The 16,077-nt window shown below is 61.1% G+C and carries 16 protein-coding genes, 1 pseudogene and 4 riboswitches; of the genes and pseudogenes, 14 read left to right on the forward strand and 3 right to left on the reverse strand.

The features are described 5' to 3' along the window. Positions 1-401: 401 nt before the first annotated feature. Both AWB81_RS23285 and AWB81_RS23290 read left to right on the forward strand, forming a co-directional pair. The gene (locus AWB81_RS23285) at positions 402-695 is read left to right on the forward strand and encodes a hypothetical protein (RefSeq protein ID WP_062638962.1); all 294 of its coding nucleotides are present in this window, start codon (positions 402-404) and stop codon (positions 693-695) included. Beyond that, positions 682-900: a DUF2964 family protein gene (locus AWB81_RS23290; protein WP_062638917.1), complete on the forward strand. Its 219-nt coding sequence runs from the start codon at positions 682-684 to the stop codon at positions 898-900. Before AWB81_RS23285 ends, AWB81_RS23290 begins: the two co-directional genes overlap by 14 nt. Before the next feature lie 95 nt (positions 901-995). On the opposite strand, the gene AWB81_RS23295 is transcribed toward AWB81_RS23290, so the two are convergent. Together AWB81_RS23295 and AWB81_RS44845 are read right to left on the reverse strand one after the other, a co-directional pair. Next, positions 996-1,292, reverse strand: coding sequence for a hypothetical protein (locus tag AWB81_RS23295; protein ID WP_087135144.1), 297 nt, complete (start codon positions 1,290-1,292; stop codon positions 996-998). 380 nt (positions 1,293-1,672) lie between these two features. Continuing rightward, positions 1,673-2,503: a hypothetical protein gene (locus tag AWB81_RS44845; RefSeq protein ID WP_144444165.1), complete on the reverse strand. Its 831-nt coding sequence runs from the start codon at positions 2,501-2,503 to the stop codon at positions 1,673-1,675. A gap of 202 nt (positions 2,504-2,705) precedes the next feature. Next, positions 2,706-2,775, reverse strand: a riboswitch (Fluoride riboswitch). 139 nt (positions 2,776-2,914) lie between these two features. Continuing rightward, positions 2,915-2,984, forward strand: a riboswitch (Fluoride riboswitch). 29 nt (positions 2,985-3,013) lie between these two features. Between AWB81_RS44845 and AWB81_RS23305 the strand changes: the two genes are divergently transcribed. Next, entirely contained in the window at positions 3,014-3,766 is a 753-nt protein-coding gene (locus tag AWB81_RS23305; RefSeq protein ID WP_144444166.1) for a hypothetical protein, read from the forward strand. Between the two features lie 77 nt (positions 3,767-3,843). Then, the gene (locus tag AWB81_RS23310) at positions 3,844-4,284 is read left to right on the forward strand and encodes a hypothetical protein (RefSeq protein WP_062638921.1); all 441 of its coding nucleotides are present in this window, start codon (positions 3,844-3,846) and stop codon (positions 4,282-4,284) included. A 28-nt stretch (positions 4,285-4,312) separates the two neighbouring features. Here the strand turns inward: AWB81_RS23310 and crcB are convergent, their stop codons facing one another. Then, positions 4,313-4,693 carry a fluoride efflux transporter CrcB gene (gene crcB, locus AWB81_RS23315; RefSeq protein ID WP_062638922.1) on the reverse strand — a complete coding sequence of 127 codons (381 nt, stop codon included), beginning with the start codon at positions 4,691-4,693 and terminating at the stop codon, positions 4,313-4,315. A 95-nt stretch (positions 4,694-4,788) separates the two neighbouring features. Further along, a riboswitch (Fluoride riboswitch) is annotated at positions 4,789-4,853 on the forward strand. Positions 4,854-5,068: 215 nt separating this feature from the next. Here crcB and AWB81_RS23320 point away from each other — a divergent pair. The 10 genes and pseudogenes from AWB81_RS23320 to AWB81_RS23365 all read left to right on the forward strand — a co-directional run bounded on the left by AWB81_RS23320 (position 5,069) and on the right by AWB81_RS23365 (position 16,054). Then, positions 5,069-5,449, forward strand: coding sequence for a DUF190 domain-containing protein (locus tag AWB81_RS23320; RefSeq protein WP_087135153.1), 381 nt, complete (start codon positions 5,069-5,071; stop codon positions 5,447-5,449). 105 nt (positions 5,450-5,554) lie between these two features. Then, positions 5,555-6,349: a 2,3-bisphosphoglycerate-dependent phosphoglycerate mutase gene (locus AWB81_RS23325; protein ID WP_235025880.1), complete on the forward strand. Its 795-nt coding sequence runs from the start codon at positions 5,555-5,557 to the stop codon at positions 6,347-6,349. Positions 6,350-6,383: 34 nt separating this feature from the next. After that, entirely contained in the window at positions 6,384-7,676 is a 1,293-nt protein-coding gene (gene eno / locus AWB81_RS23330) for a phosphopyruvate hydratase (RefSeq protein WP_062638923.1), read from the forward strand. A 189-nt stretch (positions 7,677-7,865) separates the two neighbouring features. Then, entirely contained in the window at positions 7,866-8,240 is a 375-nt protein-coding gene (locus AWB81_RS23335) for a DUF190 domain-containing protein (RefSeq protein ID WP_062638924.1), read from the forward strand. Positions 8,241-8,284: 44 nt separating this feature from the next. Next, a riboswitch (Fluoride riboswitch) is annotated at positions 8,285-8,355 on the forward strand. Positions 8,356-8,533: 178 nt separating this feature from the next. Then, a complete protein-coding gene (locus AWB81_RS23340) occupies positions 8,534-9,475 on the forward strand; it encodes a respiratory chain complex I subunit 1 family protein (RefSeq protein WP_062638925.1) in 942 nt (313 codons plus the stop codon). A gap of 85 nt (positions 9,476-9,560) precedes the next feature. Further along, entirely contained in the window at positions 9,561-10,160 is a 600-nt protein-coding gene (locus tag AWB81_RS23345) for a hydrogenase (protein ID WP_235025881.1), read from the forward strand. 359 nt (positions 10,161-10,519) lie between these two features. Continuing rightward, positions 10,520-11,386: pseudogene (locus AWB81_RS48800) on the forward strand (proton-conducting transporter transmembrane domain-containing protein); the annotation flags it as partial. Between the two features lie 305 nt (positions 11,387-11,691). Then, complete coding sequence (locus AWB81_RS23355) at positions 11,692-13,182, forward strand: hydrogenase large subunit (protein ID WP_062638928.1); 1,491 nt, start codon at positions 11,692-11,694, stop codon at positions 13,180-13,182. A gap of 12 nt (positions 13,183-13,194) precedes the next feature. Beyond that, positions 13,195-14,073 carry an NADH-quinone oxidoreductase subunit B family protein gene (locus AWB81_RS23360; RefSeq protein ID WP_062638929.1) on the forward strand — a complete coding sequence of 293 codons (879 nt, stop codon included), beginning with the start codon at positions 13,195-13,197 and terminating at the stop codon, positions 14,071-14,073. After that, complete coding sequence (locus tag AWB81_RS23365) at positions 14,063-16,054, forward strand: proton-conducting transporter transmembrane domain-containing protein (protein WP_062638930.1); 1,992 nt, start codon at positions 14,063-14,065, stop codon at positions 16,052-16,054. The genes AWB81_RS23360 and AWB81_RS23365 overlap by 11 nt, the downstream gene beginning before the upstream one ends. Positions 16,055-16,077 lie beyond the last annotated feature (23 nt).

Consider the following 16,077-nt stretch of genomic DNA (forward strand, 5'->3'; position numbering starts at 1 on the left):
CACGCGTTCCATTCGCCATTCGAGGTCTTCGCTGCGACACTTGCCTCAGCGAGCCAACCTCAAGGCGCTAAACATTAAACCCCTTGTTGCGCTTCGATTTGAAACCGCCCTCGAGAAGTGACGCTCTCGCCGGCCGCGCGCCTTCTCGTACTCATTTGCGCTGTCGCCCGCATTCGTCCTTGGGGCGCGTTCGCTCGCGGTTCGACCGATATGCCAATGCGATTTCGCACTGTACTTAATCTCATCTTGATGCAAGTCAACTCGTGCGGAGGAAAAACGACGAGTATGGATTCGTTGGTGCAGGCGAGACCGACATTTTAAACGGCCAGATTGCAACGCGGAAGACAAGGTGGTCGCAGAGAAGCCCCGCGTTTATGTGGAGGCGTACGATGGGAATCGGGATGCAGATCGCGTACTTCGGGTTTTCCGGCTCGGCGGAAATCGAGGCGGAGGCCAGCGTGGAACTCGTACGCCTGAACCGCTTTTCGAAGCTCATAGGGGGCTGCCGTCTCGCGATCGAAGCGTGGAACGGCCAGCCCGCACGTCGCCTATACGACGCGCGGCTTGATCTGATCACGCGGGACTACGGACTCATCCCGGTCGAGCATTGCACCGACGAAGATCCGCACGTAGCGGTTCGCGGCGCGTTCGACACAGCTGTCCAAGTCCTTGAGAAAGGCCATGGTCAGCGTTGAAGATCGTATCGCCGTTGCGGCAGCCGCCGTATTTGTTTCGTTAACTGGAGTCGCCGCGGCGATTCATGTCCTGATGTTCGACCAGAGCAGCGCCAACCGGTACGGGGAGGCGGCGATCATGATTGGCGTTGTGGGCTTCGCGGTGCTGCTGAACCTGACGCCCAAAGACGGCAGGGCCAAGAGAGGAACGTTGCGAATGGCGTAGGGTCTCAACGCGCGTTCAGAGCCTCTTTCCTCGGCAAACCAGGCCTGTTCGGCCCTAGTACAACATCACCTAAATAACTTTAATAATTAGGCACGTTAATTATCGGGTTGCAAATACGGCTCCAGGAGCGTGACGACCAGCTGTGCCATCTTGTCGAGCGACCCGGCGCCTGGCAGAGGTTCCCAACGTCCACTATGGCTGCGAAAGGCCGCGCCATAACGATTACGGCCAAGCTCGGTCAGCCGCGCCACCACGGTCGGGTCCTCATCGTCCAGACGTTTGATCAGCAGGTGACGTCCGTAGGCTTGCGTGACGATCTGCTCATGGCCGAGCAGGCCGCGCAGTTGACGCTGCAGTTCGGCAGCGTAATGTTTGGTGGGTAAAGCTGGCATGCGTGCCAATGCGGCACGCGTCTTCCTCCTGCTGTGCGTTCAGCGCACCGGAAGTGGAACCCGTGCGGGGATTGAGCCCCGCAGCAGCAACCAGTGCCTCATCGACCAAGGCTCTCGCGCAGCGTTGCGCGCTGGTCGACGGAACCGGTGGTGGAATGTGCTGGCGTTCCAGCATTCCCGACATGACGCCGCGTGCATGACTGCAATGATCTGCGACGACCGCATGGCGCGCTGCCGTGACATCCGCCGTGTGGGCGGAAAATGGCGAACACAGTACCTCGGGGTCCAACGTACGCACGCATCGGTTGAGCAGGTCATCGATCAGCCGGAACGTACAGAGGACCCGCTCGGTGTACTCAGGAGGAAAGCTGCTGCGGCGATCAACGCCCATCGGAGCCTCCGGTATTCCTTGTCGGAGGCCGCTCCGGTAATGCGATCTCCTGCTCACCGGCGCGGCCGCCGCGTGAGCGGGTGGGCTGTTCCGCGGCCGCGTCTGCGGTCAGATCACCTAAGGGACCATCAAGCAGGCTGCGCCAGCCACTGCACCAGCCTATGGCTGCGATGAGCGCGCCGCGGTCCTCAGCGGTATCGGTACCCCGCTGTTCCCAGCGAAACGAATTGTCGAAACGGTCCATGTGCGACGAGATGTTTTTTACCAACTCGCGTTGTTCTCCTGCGCACTTTCCTCCATCGGCTTCCATCGCAGCAATGAGATGGGGCCGGCACAATGCCGCGGATCCGCTTCCAGAACATATTCCACAGACATGCGGTCGCCAGCCACTCCGGTTTTCGCTCGCGAACCGCGTGGCCGAACTCATATCCCGGCCCTGATCGAGCCGTTCGCGCGGGGCATTGCCGGGGGAGTGAGGGCCGTAACCGAGATCGCAGATGTGACAGGGGCCGGTCGTACGCAGGAAGTGAAGGGCGAGACGGTCGGGAATCAGACTGTGGATTCCTTCGTCACTCAGATGCTTCGCCGCCCGGCGCATCAGCTCGCTATAGAGGATCGTGCAGCCGTGTATCAGGTGGGGACGGAAGGACGATTCAACGACGAAAAACGCGAGGCTATGACGCGCGCATAACCCCCAGTGCAGGTGCAGGCGTGCACGCACATCGGCGTCCATCAGGCTGCCCTGAATGAACCACCACAGAAAGTCGACCTCGCCGTCCGAAAGAGGCGCTCCGGTTAGTGGCTTCGCTGCGGAATTCACGCGCCACTCCGCTGAACCGGGCGCGCCGCAGCACAAACGCCTTCTCCGGCGCCCGCCATATGGCATGGCCGGTAAATGGCGACCGGAACGGTAACCAGATCAATGGTGAAATTACTGGGGAAAAACATCAGATGCCGAGCCTGCAAAAAAACGCGCAAGCCCGGACGGGGACGCCAGAAATGCGCCTACCGTTCCCCGTCCAGGGACCGTAGGCATCATCAGTCGCAGGACTGCGACGGTTGGCTCGGAGGAATGCCATCTCCGCATCAATATTCCGATTCTATGACCGTCGGCAACATTTCGCAATTGGCTTCTGTATGGTCGCCCGAAAGCGGGGCGCCGCGATCTGGCGGAGTGCAGCGTCCCCCTAAAGCGCAGAATCCCCGGTCGATATCCCTGCTAGACTGCGGGTAATTTCACGGAGATGGCATACCTCCGATCGAACCGCCGGGCACGACCGGCTGATGATGCCTACGCCAGCGCGTCCCGACGCGCCGCGTAGGCTTTTTTATGCTCGCAGGTTCCGATATGTCGCAACCATTGTTCCCGTGTCAGCCGTTTTCCGATGGTGAACTGGCGTTCTTCAGGCGGTTTATCCGGCACCCGTCCACTGGCAGCAACGGCATGCTGGACTGTGCGATCGAGCGTTGGGGTTTTTGTCAGCGCCATACGCTCGGGCTGCTTGCGGTTTGCGCCAGCATTCCGCGCGCTGGACTGAATACCGCAGGTCTGCTCTATCAGCGCACGATACAGAATGCGATTATCGTCTTGCGACGCTGCGCATCGACAGACGTCAGTTACGGTCAATCCGTTTGCAGCGAAGAGCCCTGCCCGATGTGCGAGCTCGGACTGAACGAACACTCCACCGGACTGGTCCGGCGTGAATGGCTCACGCTGCCGCACAGTCTGGAGCGGCTGCAATCGCTCCTGAACGACAGCTTCGAACACTGGTCTCCTTTCGTTTGCAGTGCGTGTGTGAGTTCTGCGACCGGGCCGTTATGTAGAACCCATGCCGATGCGGCGCTGCTCGCAGGCGGCGCACCATTTGATGTTTCCGCGCTGGAGCGGCAGCTTGTCGCGCTCCAGGCGCTGGACCGGCACCTCCTGACCTATCTGGAAACTTTCCTGCCGGAGAGTGCCGGCGTCGACACGGGGGCAGGCGTCGCGGCACTGATCGCAGCGGCAGGATGGTGTGCCGGCTGGGAGATGGTGTCACTGGCAGTAGGGTACCGACTGGTGGGCGGCGCCGTGCATGGAGCGTGAATCCCGGCGTCTGGCGGTTCGCGCGATACAAATGCGCCCCGCTTGTGCCGGAGCCAGAAAACTTCAGGAGAAGAGCAATGGATGGCGTGGAAAACAGTGTTCGACGCGCACTCGCGGCTCACTTTGTCTATCTCGACGAGTTACTTGCGAAGACGCAGGCTGCCTGTGGGATTACCCGTACCAGCAGGCTGTTTTACCGGTATGAACTGGACGTGCCGCAAGCCGGACTTGCCTCGGTGCTGGAAGGTGTCGCCCGGTTCAGGCGGCATCTGGATGCGTTTGGCACAAGATGGGGGCTTGACCTGCCGGCTCAGCAGGTGCTTTCTTCGCACGCCCTCGCAGTCGACCTCCAGTTTCTCGATATAGCGCTCGAAGAGATGTCGCCGGCGACGCTTTCGGGGTATGGCTCGCTCGGAGAGGACTTTGTTCGGGAGTTTGAATCGCTGCAGAAAACGCTGCGCGGGGAGATCGGAGGCATGACGAACGCATTGGCGCAGGCTCACCAGCCGGATACCTGACAGGTTGTCGTGTGCCATCCGGGCCAGACTAAACCGTGAGCAACGAAATGGTGAGGAGACCGAGCGTTGTCATGAGCAGCGATCCACCGACGTGAATGACGATCTCCGCGAAAGCCCAGCCGAACCGTCCCTGCTGCATGTGGGTGGTGACCTCCGCAGAAAACGTCGAGAAGGTCGAGAGTCCGCCCATCAATCCCGTGAGGACAAACAGCTTCCAGTCACCGGACACGGAAGGATGCCTGATGAAGAACGCGATGGAAGCACCGATGATGTAGCCGGCACTCAGATTCGCGACGAGGGTGCCGATCGGGAAGTCGGGGTGAACGGCATTGAGCAGCAGGCCAAGGCGCCATCGGATCAGCGATCCCGTGGCGCCACCAAGCCCAATTGCGAAAAGTGATTCGACCATCGCGGGATTGACAGACAAGGGTGTACGGAAGATCGGACGTGTCGAAAAACATGGCAGCCCGACCCTTAACGCGAGTCAGCCACACCATGCTACACTGCCTGTGTGGAGATGGCATTCCTCCCTAACCGCCGCTCAGCCGGCTGATGATGCCTACAGATTCCTGGGTCAGGATGCTGTAGGTTTGTCCCGCAGCATTCTGCTCCCCGGATTTGAAAAACCTTTTTCAGGTCTGGCTTCGATGCATCCGCCTTCCCCAGTCCGTCTTCCCCGCTCGCAAGCAGACCATGTTCGCACCCGCTCATCGCGCAGGCTTGCGATTCTTTCAGTGCGCCTTGAGTGCTGGACCTTTACCGATTTGCCACGGAGGGCGCCGACATGAAGGGCAGCCAGCTCACGCTCTATGCAGCCAACCAGAGTCATCGCAAGGGACACAAGACGATAGTCGACTGGGTGCTCGACGAGGTCGCGAAGGCGGGCATTCATGGCGCAACGGTCACGGAAGTCAGTGAAGCGATCGACGCGCAGGGCAGGTATCACGCCGCACGCTTCATTGAACTCGCCGACCAGCCGGTCGCCGTGATGGTAGCCGCGCCCGACCCGCAGATAGATGCGCTACTCGAACGCCTGCGCCCGGCAGGGGTCCGTCTTTTCTACACGCGGTGTCCGGTGGAGTTCGAGGTGCTAGGTGAGCCTCCAGCACCTGCTGGACCCGCCGAACTCGCTGAACCCTCCAGCCCTGAGGGGGGAGCCGGGTGATGTCCCGACCGATGATCCTCAGCCGCAGACGCGGTTCTTGCTCCTGCAGCAACCGCGAGAAGACGACGTCGCAGCTATCGACCACCTTTTTATCGGACCGGAAGCATGAACATGCCTGGCAATAGCGCGCCGGGGGACGTTTCGTCCGGGATACGCTCGCCGCACACCGATCGCCGGGGCGCGCTTTCTCTGGTGCTCGTACGTCACGGCGAATCGTTATGGAACCGGGAGCACCGTTTCACCGGGTGGACTGACGTTGACCTCACGACGCGTGGCGAGCAGCAGGCGCGTCGGGCGGGGGAAGCCCTCGCACAGGAAAAGTGGACGTTCGATCTGGCTTTCACCTCCCTACTGAAGCGCTCCATCCGTTCGCAATGGCTGATGCTGGAGGCCCTCGATCAGGCGTGGCTCCCCGTGTTCACCGACTGGCGTCTGAACGAGCGCCACTATGGCGATCTCACCGCTCACACCCATGATGAAGTCATTGCCCTGCATGGGTCACAACGTGTGCTGGAATGGCGCCGTTCCTTTCGCGCGCGACCCCATCCGCTCCCTGAGAATGACCCTCGTGATCCGACTGGCGACCGGCGATATGAACGCGTCGGGCGGGCCCGTCTACCCCGTACGGAGTCGCTGGCCGACACCACGGTGCGGGTATGCGAGTTCTGGGAGGAGATGCTCAAACCCTCTATCCGCTCGGGTATGCGAATACTGGTTTGCGGACACGGAAACAGCCTTCGCGCACTCGTGAAGGTGCTCGACGATATTCCCGACGCAGAGATTGCGCATCTCGATATTCCCAACGGCATCCCGCTTGTCTACTGGTTCGACGCGGACGTGCGCCCGCTTGGCCGGTGCTTTCTCGACCTCCCGCATCCGGCAGAATCCAGCATCCTTTAACCCGGCGGTCCCCCCGCCTGACGGAGTTAGAACCATGGCCAGCCAACCTGCAATTGCAGCGCTTACTGCGGACGAAGTACTCGACTCACGCGGCAATCCCACGGTCGAGGTAACCGTGACGCTCGACGATGGCACGCTCGGGCAGACTACCGTCCCGTCGGGGGCCTCCACGGGCGAATTCGAAGCGGTCGAGCTTCGCGATGGTGACGCATCGCGTTACGGTGGAAAAGGGGTGCTCAAGGCAGTTGCGAATGTCAATGGTGAGATCGCCAGTGCGCTGAGCGGCCTTGACGCCCTGGATCAGCGCAGGATCGACGAGACGCTGATCGAGCTGGATGGCACGGAATCGAAAAGCCGGCTTGGCGCAAACGCGATCCTTGGCGCATCGCTCGCCTGCGCGCGAGCGGCCGCACAGTCGCAACGACTCGCGCTTTTCCAGTACCTCGGCGGGGCGGATGCGCATGTCCTTCCCGTGCCGATGTTCAATGTCCTGAACGGTGGCAAGCATGCCGCCAACGGCCCCGACGTACAGGAATTCAAGCTGGTACCCCTCGGCGCTCCGACATTTCGCGAAGCCTACCGGTACGGCGCAGAGACCTATCACGCGCTGCGCGACGTCCTCTCGGAAATGGGCGTATCGACCAACGTCGGCGATGAAGGCGGGTTTGTGCCCCAGCTCGAATCGAACGTCGCCGCCATGGATGCGATCATGCGTGCAATCGAACGTGCCGGCTACCGGCCAGGCGAAGACATTGCAATCGGCCTGGACCCGGCCGCCAGTTCCTTTTACGAAAACAGCGCCTATCACCTGGTACGCGATAACGTCACGCTCGCGACGCCGGAGATGATCGGCTACTGGAAAGCGTGGGCCGACGCGTATCCGCTGGTTTCGCTCGAAGACCCGCTAGCCGACAGTGACTGGTCGGGCTTTGCGCTGATTACGAAGGAACTGGGTGACAGGGTGCAGATCGTTGGGGACGACCTGTTTGTCACCAACCGGAAGTTCCTCAAGCGCGGGATCGAGGAGGGCTGTTGCAACAGCATCTTGATCAAGCTCAACCAGATCGGGACCGTCACGGAGACGATGGATACCGCACAGATGGCGTTCGGCGCGGGCTACAGCTGTCTGGTATCGCACCGCTCGGGCGAAACCCCGGACACGAGCATTGCGGATCTCGCAGTGGCATTGAACTGTGGGCAGATCAAGTCAGGCGCACCGGCCCGGGGAGAGCGTGTGGCCAAATACAACCGGCTGCTCGAGATCGAAAAAATGCTTGGAGATAAGGCGGTATTCGCCGGCGCCAGGGCGTTTGCGCATCCCCGCTGAGACGGCTACAAATTGGCGCTTTACTATGGCAAACCTTTGAGTGCATTGCACAATTTACCTGTCCGGGTAAAGGTGCATTAGAATGAAATACGGTCTGGTGAGCGGGGCGTCGCAAATCGCGGCGCCCGTTTCTATCGCCTCGTGACCGTGGTCTCCAACAAGGGAGGCCGCCCGTCAGGGGAGGTTCGCATGAACGGCTTTCTACTCACGTTCTATACCGAGCAGAATAAGCGGCACGGACACAGAACGATCTGCGAATGGCTGCTGCACGAGGTGAAGGAGCTGGGTATCCATGGCGCTACGGTGATCAGTGGCAGCGAGGGTATCGGCCACGCGGGTGCGCATCACGCAGCGCATATGCTCAAACTCAATGACCAGCCGGTCCAGATCATTCTCGCCGTCACGGAAGCAGAGGCACAACGCTTGCTTGACGTCGTCAAGGCTGAACGGGTGCACGTCTTTTATACCCGTTCGCCCATCGAGTATGGCCTGCTGGGGGTAGACGATCCGCAGCATCACCCGAAGAAGTTCTCGTTGTTTCACCGCAATCCGCAGGGAACATGAGCGGAGGGTGTGCAGATCGCGACGGGTCATCTATACTCGCAATGACACCTTGCGGAGATGGCATTCCTCCCTAACCGTCGTAGAGCAATCTGCGGCTGATGATGCCTACCAGGTCCCGGATGCGCCGGGCCGGTAGGGTCGTTTTGCCGGCTTCTGACTTGATGGCATCCCGGGCGTATGAACGCCACGAGGAAGCGAAGAAAAATGGGATGTGCCATCAGTTGCCAACTGTCACGTGAACGCAACGGGAGCGGCACGACTCCGCGCGGTGATGCGGCCGAGTGCACGTAAACATGCGTGACATTCTTCTGCAGATCGCGCAGGTGGTGACCGTCATTGCGCTTTCGCCTTTGCTGCAGGGCTTCATTCTGCAATGGGAGGAGCGGATCCAGCGTTCGCGCGGGCCGGGGCTTTTCCAGCCGTACCGTGACCTCTGGAAGCTGTTTCACAAGCAGCTCGTGGTTCCGGAAACCGCGTCATGGATTTACTGGGTCGCGCCGCCTCTTGCATTTACCTGCATGCTGACGGTCCCGATCCTGATTCCGGTACTCACCGACTTTCCGCTGCCGCTCTCTGACATGGGCGACATCCTCGGTGGCGGTCTTATTCTCACTCTTGGTTCATTCGCCATCATCCTGGCGGGCCTCGATTCGGGCAGCGCCTACGGGGGCATCGGATCGTCGCGTTCGGTCATGCTCGGCATCCTTGCTGAACCTACTCTCATTCTCGTTTTTGTGGGTATCACGCTGCTCGCCAAGGCGATGCTGCCCTTCGTTGTCAATCATCTGCTGGTGCAGAATCCTTCGGTGTACTGGAGTCCGGCTCATCTGTTTCTCGTGTTCGCATTCTTCGTTCTGCTGCTGGTCGAAACCGACAGGTTGCCGATTCATTCCAGCACGCATATCGAGGTCTACATGATCGAGGAGGCCCGGATCCTTGAATATTCCGGGCCTTTGCTGGGACTGCTCAAATGGGCATCCATGATGAAGCAGTTCATCCTCTACACCATCTTCTGCAACGTACTGACACTGCCGTGGGGGCTGTCGCAACATGGCACCGCGCTGGGTGCAGCCGGCGCGGCTGCAGGGCTTTTTGCGCGGATGCTGGTCGTCGTCATTGCGGTCGTCATCGTCGAGACCGCGCAGTCGAGACTGCGCTTTTTCCGGTACCAGGAGCCACTTGCCGCATCGTTCATGCTGGCGGTGCTCGCGATCGCTGCGAACCAGTTAAGGTGAAGCCATGCTACTAGCGCATCTGAGTCCCCTCGCGGCGTCGCTTTTCAGTCTTCTGGCAATTGGTAGCCTGCTTCTCGCGTTTGTCATGCTCGGCTCGCGCTGGCTGAAGGATTATCTGCTAGCGTTCACGGCCGAGTCATGGCTGATCGCCTTACTGTCTGGCACCGTTGGCTACTACGGCAATTACCACGAGCTCTATTACATCGCCGTACTGACTGCGGTATTCCGGGGCATGCTCCTGCCTTACCTGATCTGGCGGATCATCGTGCGCCTGGAGGTCGAGCGTGAACTGCACGTCGTGCTGCAACCCAGTTCGAGTCTCGTGGCTGGCGCCCTCCTTGTGCTGTTCGCCTTTGTCATTTCGAATCACCTCGGCAATGTGCTGGGTTTTGGGGGCACTGTCGTCGTTCTGGCGCTGACCGTCATGCTGTCGATGAAGCTGATCGGCTTTCTGATGCTGGCTGTCCGGCATGAGGCAATCAGTCAGGTGCTGGGTCTGCTGATTCTCGAAAACGGGATTTTTCTGGGTTCACAGATCCTGGTGCCAGGCATGCCGATGCTGATCGAGCTCGTGCTGCTCTTCGACTTGCTGGTCATCGTCGTGTGCTTCGGCGTCCTTGTGCGATACCTTGTCGCCCAGGTCGGCAGTACAAGCAGCCGCGAACTGCGGCGCCTGGTGGGGTGACCATGACCGCTGGCTTGATCCTCGTCATGGTTGCCGCGCCTTTCATCGCAGCACTCGTCAGTGTAGTGATCCGTGTGCGTCACCTCGGCGAATATGTGAACCTGCTGGCCGCTGCGGTCTGCCTGGGTGCGGCCTTGATACTGGCGTTCACGCGCGATGGTCCGCGGGAATTCCTCCACGGCTACGTGGTGATCGACGCGCTCGGCGCGTGGACACTTGTGTGCACCGCCATCGTCTACTTTCTTGCTTCGGTCTATGCAATCGGCTACATGCGGCTGCTCGCCGAGGAGCATGAACGGCTGCCGCAGTTTTACGCACTGTTTGCTGCGTTCGCCGGAACAATGGTCTGCGGTCCGTTGATGAACAATATCGGCGTGTACTGGATCGCAATAGAACTGACGACACTGGTCAGCACCTTTCTCGTCGGATTCGAAAAAGGGCAAGAGGCGATCGAAGCGGCGTGGAAATACATCATCGTGGTCTCAGCCGGCATCAGTCTCGCGTTGCTGGGTACGGTGCTGTTCTACTGGGCCGGCAGCCTCGTGATCGGGCCAACCTACGACATCACGTGGGGCGCGCTCAGGCATGCTGCGCCACAGATGAATCCCGCGCTCGTCCAGATGGCGTTTCTCCTTGTATTGGTCGGATATGGCACGAAGGCGGGGCTTGCGCCCATGCACACGTGGTTGCCTGACGCGCACAGTGAAGGTCCGGCTCCGGTGTCAGCCATGCTCTCGGGGGCACTGCTCAATACCGCGATGCTTGGCGTCGCGCGTTTTCTGACGATCACGGACGCCGCGAGTTCGTCCCTGTTGCCGCGCACCGTTCTGGTGGGTTTCGGTGCCTTTTCCCTTTTTGTGGCTGCGCTCTTTATCGTGCGCCAGCGCGGTATCAAACGGCTGATGGCCTATTCGAGCGTCGAGCATATGGGGGTGCTCGCGATGGGTTTTGGTTTCGGTGGTCCGCTCGCGATCGCCGCCGTGCTCTATCACATGCTGAATCACTCGCTGAACAAATCGTTGATGTTCTTTGGCGCGGGCAATGTGATGCGCCTGTTCGGCACCAAGGACATCGATGAAATCCGGGGCGTCTGGACGCGCTTTCCGGTCACGGGGGCGCTGTGGCTGGCCGGCGCGGTGGCCATTACCGGGGCGCCGCCTTTCGGACTTTTCGTGAGTGAATTCACGCTGATGCGCGCAGGGCTGGCGACACCCAATGCATGGGCGGTGTTCGTGTTGCTGATCCTGCTGATTGTCATCTTCATTGGCTTTCTCAACCACTTCCGGATGATGTATTTTGCTGCGCCCAGTGTGCAAGCGCCCCCGGCTGCCTCCCGTGAGGAGGAATCAGACATTGTGGAGCGACCTCCTGCGGTGCCTGCGTCGCCTGCAGGAGATCTTCAGCCCAGCGTGTGGATGACCTTGCCCATGTGGCTCGCATTGCTGCCCGTCCTCATCTTTGGACTCTGGTGGCCGCAGGGACTCTGGCATTTCTTCGAAACAGTAGCCGCTGATCTCGCGAGGAGTGCGCCATGAATAACTGCGCCCTGCAGACCATTCCGGCCCCCCGGCTCGGCAGAACCATTGATGAACTGCTAGCCGGCGGCGGCAGGATTCAGATGGCCTACGCGTGGTTTCCGGAGCCGGGAGGAACGCCGGAGCTTCGTTATATCGCGACCATACCGGGGCAACGCGAATTCGGGGCATGGCAGGTCAGCCCAGGTGATGCGGCCGTGCCGAGTCTGGCGGGCAAGTCACCGTTGCTCGGCTGGTATGAGCGGGAAATGATGGAACTGAGCGGCCTCGAGTTTTCCGGGCACCCCCAGCCAGAAAGGCTGGTCACTGCCGGCACACCATCGCTTGACGGATTGCCGCTCGGGCCCGCAGGCGAGTCAACCCTTCACGCGCATCGCACATTGAAGGCGCCGTCCCTGCCGCAAGTCTCAGGCAAGCATGTGCAACTGCTGCCTTTTGGGCCAATCCGCGCCGACGTGCTGGAGTCCGCGCAGTTCATTTTCTATTACATCGGTGAAGGCATTCTCCACTATCAGCCGAATCTTTTTCTCAAGCATCGCGGTATGGAGAAGCAGTTTGAGTCGCAGGATGCCATGGGCGGCGTCATCGTGGCAGAACGGGTGTCGGGCGTCGGCAGCGTCGCGCATGCGCTCGCATTCGCGCAGGCGGTGGAAGATGCCTGCGCATGCGAAGTCCCGCCGCGCGCCAGATGGATTCGCGTGGTCGCGGCCGAACTCGAGCGTATCTACAATCATCTCCATTACCTCGGACATCTGTGCCACACGACAACGCTGAAGGTTGGCGAAGCTGAAGGCAAGCTGCTGGAGGAGCGGGCCAAGCAGATGAATGCTCGCGCTTCGGGTAGCCGCTTTCTGCGAAGCGTGATCTGCCCCGGTGGCGTGCGGCGGGAGCTTGACATGCTCGCCGTTGCGGAAGGGCTCGACGCATTGCACGGCGAATTCGATCGCTACATCTCGCTCATCGAGCGCACGACAAGCCATGTCGATCGCCTGATCTCTACTGCGCCACTGAGCCAGCAGCTTGCCTTCGACCAGGGTGCGTCGGGCCCCATAGAACGGGCCTCGGGCATCGATCGCGACCTCCGGCGCGATCACCCGTATGCGGCCTACGATGAACTGAAGCCGGTGGTGGCGACGCACGCAGACGGGGATGCGTTCGCCCGGATGAAGGTGCGCATTGGGGAGTTACGCGCGAGCGTGGATCTGCTCGACAGGGCGACGCAGCACGGCGTAGACAGTGGCGCGCTCATAGCGCGCTGCGAACCGCCGCCGCATGGCGAAGGCGTGGGCTGGGCCGAGTCGCCGCGCGGGACGGTTCTTTACGCCGTGCACTTCGATGCCACTGGCCGGATCGCGCGGACGAAGATCAAGTCTGCGTCCTACTCGAACTGGAATGCATTCCAGTTCACCGCGAATGACAGCAACATGATGGACTACGCAATCAACGAGGCAAGCTTCGGCTTGACCATCGCCGGTTGTGCACGATAGTCGAGGGCACGTATGTCGCTATGGACATGGTTCGGTTTGCACTCTGGCAATGCCAGCACCGAATGGCCGCTGAAGGGCGAGGATCATGGACAGACGGGTTTGCTGGGCATGCCGCGCTATGACCCGGCGAGCTGCCGTCCAGGATGCGCCGCGTGTGCAGACGTTTGCATGACTCATGCGATCTCTTTCGTCGACACGCCAGTCGCAGCTCATGATGAGGTCGTCACACAAACGATCACCGGGGCTGGACGTGATCCGGCTGGTGCCGGGCAAACGCACAGCGCACCGGAAGTGGACTGGGGGCGCTGTATCGTGTGCCAGCGCTGTACCGAAGTGTGCCCAACGGGTGCCTTTCTGCCTTCTGACGACTGGGCGGTGGGCGTCGCGCGCCGTGAGGATCTGCATTGGGTGGCACCGCGCGCACAACTGCCAGAGCCGCGCGCTGATGCCCAGGACAGACGCCCCTTTCACCGTAGCCTGCATGTGCGCCACGTCGACGCGGGCTCGTGCAATGGCTGCGAATCCGAATTGCAGGCCCTCAATAATCCCTTCTACAACCTGCACCGCCTTGGCATTTTCTTCACGGCTTCGCCGCGGTTTGCGGACGTGCTGCTGGTGACCGGCCCCGTCACGCATGCAATGAAAGGGCCGTTGCTGGAAGCCTGGCAGGCCATGCCGGAACCGAAATGGGTGATCGCGACGGGTACATGCGCGGTATCGGGCGGCGTCTCGGGTGGCAACTACGCATGCGGCAATGGACTCGACGAAGTATTGCCGGTAGATATTTATCTTCCCGGGTGTCCTCCGAACCCGGCCGCGATCATTCACGCGCTGCTGATGGTACTGCACCGGGCGGAGCAACGGATGAAAGGAGGCCGCCTTGAGCGCTGATCTCATTGCCGCCGCTGCCGTCCTGTGGGGCCTGGCAGCGCTTGTTTCACTGTTTATCCGGCTTCCTCTGGTTGCCCGCGCGCTGCTGTCGCTTGGCTGTGTGGTGGCGGTCGTCGGATGTCTGGTGGCGTTGCCGCGGGCGCTAGCCGGCGCGAGTCTCAAGATATCGCTCGCATCGGAGGTTGTTACCTTTGCACTTCCGCCGGCAGCGCTCTGGCTTTTCGGATTCGGGCTGGTTCCGGCTGCCTTCGCATGCGGGCTGGGGTCACCGCTCGGACGGCGCCCCGGAATCTGGACTGCCGGTGCGGCGTTCAGCCTGCTCGGTGCGCTAGGCGTCTTCGGTCTTCAGGACGCCATGTCGATGCTCGTCGCCTGGGAGGTGATGAGTCTCGGTGGCGCACTCATGCTTGCAGGCGAGCACGCCAGCGACGGCGACGGAAAACCGGTGCTTTTCATGCTGGCGCTCCTCGAAGTCGGTGCGGTCGCCCTGCTGTTCGGCATGCTGCTGCTCGGTCATGCGGCGGCCTCGCCGGGGTTTGACCGGTTCGAACTGAATTCGACCGCGATCCCGGGTCCGCTCGCGTGGATCGTCGGCATTGCGCTGTTGATCGGATTCGGTGCCAAGCTCGGGCTGATGCCCTTCTACGAATGGTTTCCGCGCGCCTATGGGGCGGGCAGCGGGGCGACCGGTGCGCTTTTTTCTGGTGTCGTCCTGAATGCCGCCTATTTTGCGTTAAGTCGCGGCTGGAACAGCTGGCTCGGAATGGCGACTGACAGTTCGGCTGCCGGAGGTCTGGGCATCGTTGCGATCACCATCGGCGTGATCAGCGCAATTCTGGCCATTCTTTTTGCGTTTCAGCAGGATGACTGGCGCACATTGCTCAGCTATTCGTCCGCGGAGAACGCATCGGTCGCCGTGGCCATGCTGGGTGTCACGGCACTTTTCCGAAGCGACCAGCTCAACGAACTCGCGGGTCTTGCCTGGACGGTCGCGTTGCTGCATCTGGCGGGACATTCGGTATCGAAGGGCGCGCTCTTTCTCGCGGCCGATGGCGTTCACGCGTCGTCGGATTCGTACGATATCGTCCAGCGCGGGTGGATCAAACGGGCTGGCTTCCTGTTTGGTCTGGGCGCGGTGTTCGCCGGCATGAGCCTCGCGTCCGTTCCTCCGCAGGCCGGGTTCGTCAGCGAGTGGTATGTCTTCCAGACGGTTTTTCAGGGGTTCCACCTCGCGGCATTTACCGGGCGTCTGGCGCTTGTTCTGGCGGGCGCCGGTCTTGCGCTCGCGGCAGCCGTTTCGCTCGCGACGTTTGTCAAGCTGGTCGGGCTGGGACTGCTCGGCATTAACGACGTCGATTATGTGCGGCCAATTCCGCGGCGCTGGACGGTAGCGGTCGGCGTACTCGGGATCTGCATTCTGGCCGTCGCCGTGGGCGCACCGCTCTGGCTCAACGCGCTGGCCACAGGCTCGCAGGCCATCTTCGGCGCCAACAGTCCGCATGCCATGGTGGCCGGCTGGCTGCTGGTGCCGCTCACCGACAGGTTCGCCTTCATCTCGCCATCAAAACTGATCATCGTGATGCCGTTGCTGGCGCTGCTGCCGCTGACCCTGCTATGGGCGGTCAGGCGGCGCTTTCCTGTGCGGCGCTCCGCGGTCTGGTATGGCGGCATGAAGGAGGGGCGCGACGCGGTGACGACGCCGTTGACTTTCTCGAATGCGATGCGCACGTTCTACAGTTTCATCTACCAGCCGACGATGAGCACGGAGCGCGAACACGAAGTGCGGGAATATTTCATCAAGCGACTGGTGTTCTCGCATGAGGTGACCGACATTTTTGACCGGCACCTGTTCGTGCCGGCCACCCACGTAGTCGAGTGGTGCGCAGAACGCCTGCGCGCACTGCAGTCGGGCAACCTCAACTTCTACCTTGCACTCATCGGCGCCCTGCTGATTGCGATCCTCGCCCTGACGCTTTTCTAGCCGATCACAGGCGGCTCCGGTAC

It is taken from the genome of Caballeronia arationis, assembly GCF_001544975.2.
In the GTDB taxonomy this organism is placed as follows: Bacteria; Pseudomonadota; Gammaproteobacteria; order Burkholderiales; family Burkholderiaceae; genus Caballeronia; species Caballeronia arationis.

What these genes read in the sequence shown, in the direction of transcription:
- AWB81_RS23285 (WP_062638962.1), top strand. Translation starts at nt 402, where the DNA reads ATGCAGATCGCGTACTTCGGGTTTTCCGGCTCGGCGGAAATCGAGGCG.
- AWB81_RS23290 (WP_062638917.1), top strand. Translation starts at nt 682, where the DNA reads ATGGTCAGCGTTGAAGATCGTATCGCCGTTGCGGCAGCCGCCGTATTT.
- AWB81_RS23295 (WP_087135144.1), bottom strand. Translation starts at nt 1,292, where the DNA reads ATGCCAGCTTTACCCACCAAACATTACGCTGCCGAACTGCAGCGTCAA.
- AWB81_RS23305 (WP_144444166.1), top strand. Translation starts at nt 3,014, where the DNA reads ATGCTCGCAGGTTCCGATATGTCGCAACCATTGTTCCCGTGTCAGCCG.
- AWB81_RS23310 (WP_062638921.1), top strand. Translation starts at nt 3,844, where the DNA reads ATGGATGGCGTGGAAAACAGTGTTCGACGCGCACTCGCGGCTCACTTT.
- crcB (WP_062638922.1), bottom strand. Translation starts at nt 4,693, where the DNA reads ATGGTCGAATCACTTTTCGCAATTGGGCTTGGTGGCGCCACGGGATCG.
- AWB81_RS23320 (WP_087135153.1), top strand. Translation starts at nt 5,069, where the DNA reads ATGAAGGGCAGCCAGCTCACGCTCTATGCAGCCAACCAGAGTCATCGC.
- AWB81_RS23325 (WP_235025880.1), top strand. Translation starts at nt 5,555, where the DNA reads ATGAACATGCCTGGCAATAGCGCGCCGGGGGACGTTTCGTCCGGGATA.
- eno (WP_062638923.1), top strand. Translation starts at nt 6,384, where the DNA reads ATGGCCAGCCAACCTGCAATTGCAGCGCTTACTGCGGACGAAGTACTC.
- AWB81_RS23335 (WP_062638924.1), top strand. Translation starts at nt 7,866, where the DNA reads ATGAACGGCTTTCTACTCACGTTCTATACCGAGCAGAATAAGCGGCAC.
- AWB81_RS23340 (WP_062638925.1), top strand. Translation starts at nt 8,534, where the DNA reads ATGCGTGACATTCTTCTGCAGATCGCGCAGGTGGTGACCGTCATTGCG.
- AWB81_RS23345 (WP_235025881.1), top strand. Translation starts at nt 9,561, where the DNA reads ATGCTCGGCTCGCGCTGGCTGAAGGATTATCTGCTAGCGTTCACGGCC.
- AWB81_RS23355 (WP_062638928.1), top strand. Translation starts at nt 11,692, where the DNA reads ATGAATAACTGCGCCCTGCAGACCATTCCGGCCCCCCGGCTCGGCAGA.
- AWB81_RS23360 (WP_062638929.1), top strand. Translation starts at nt 13,195, where the DNA reads ATGTCGCTATGGACATGGTTCGGTTTGCACTCTGGCAATGCCAGCACC.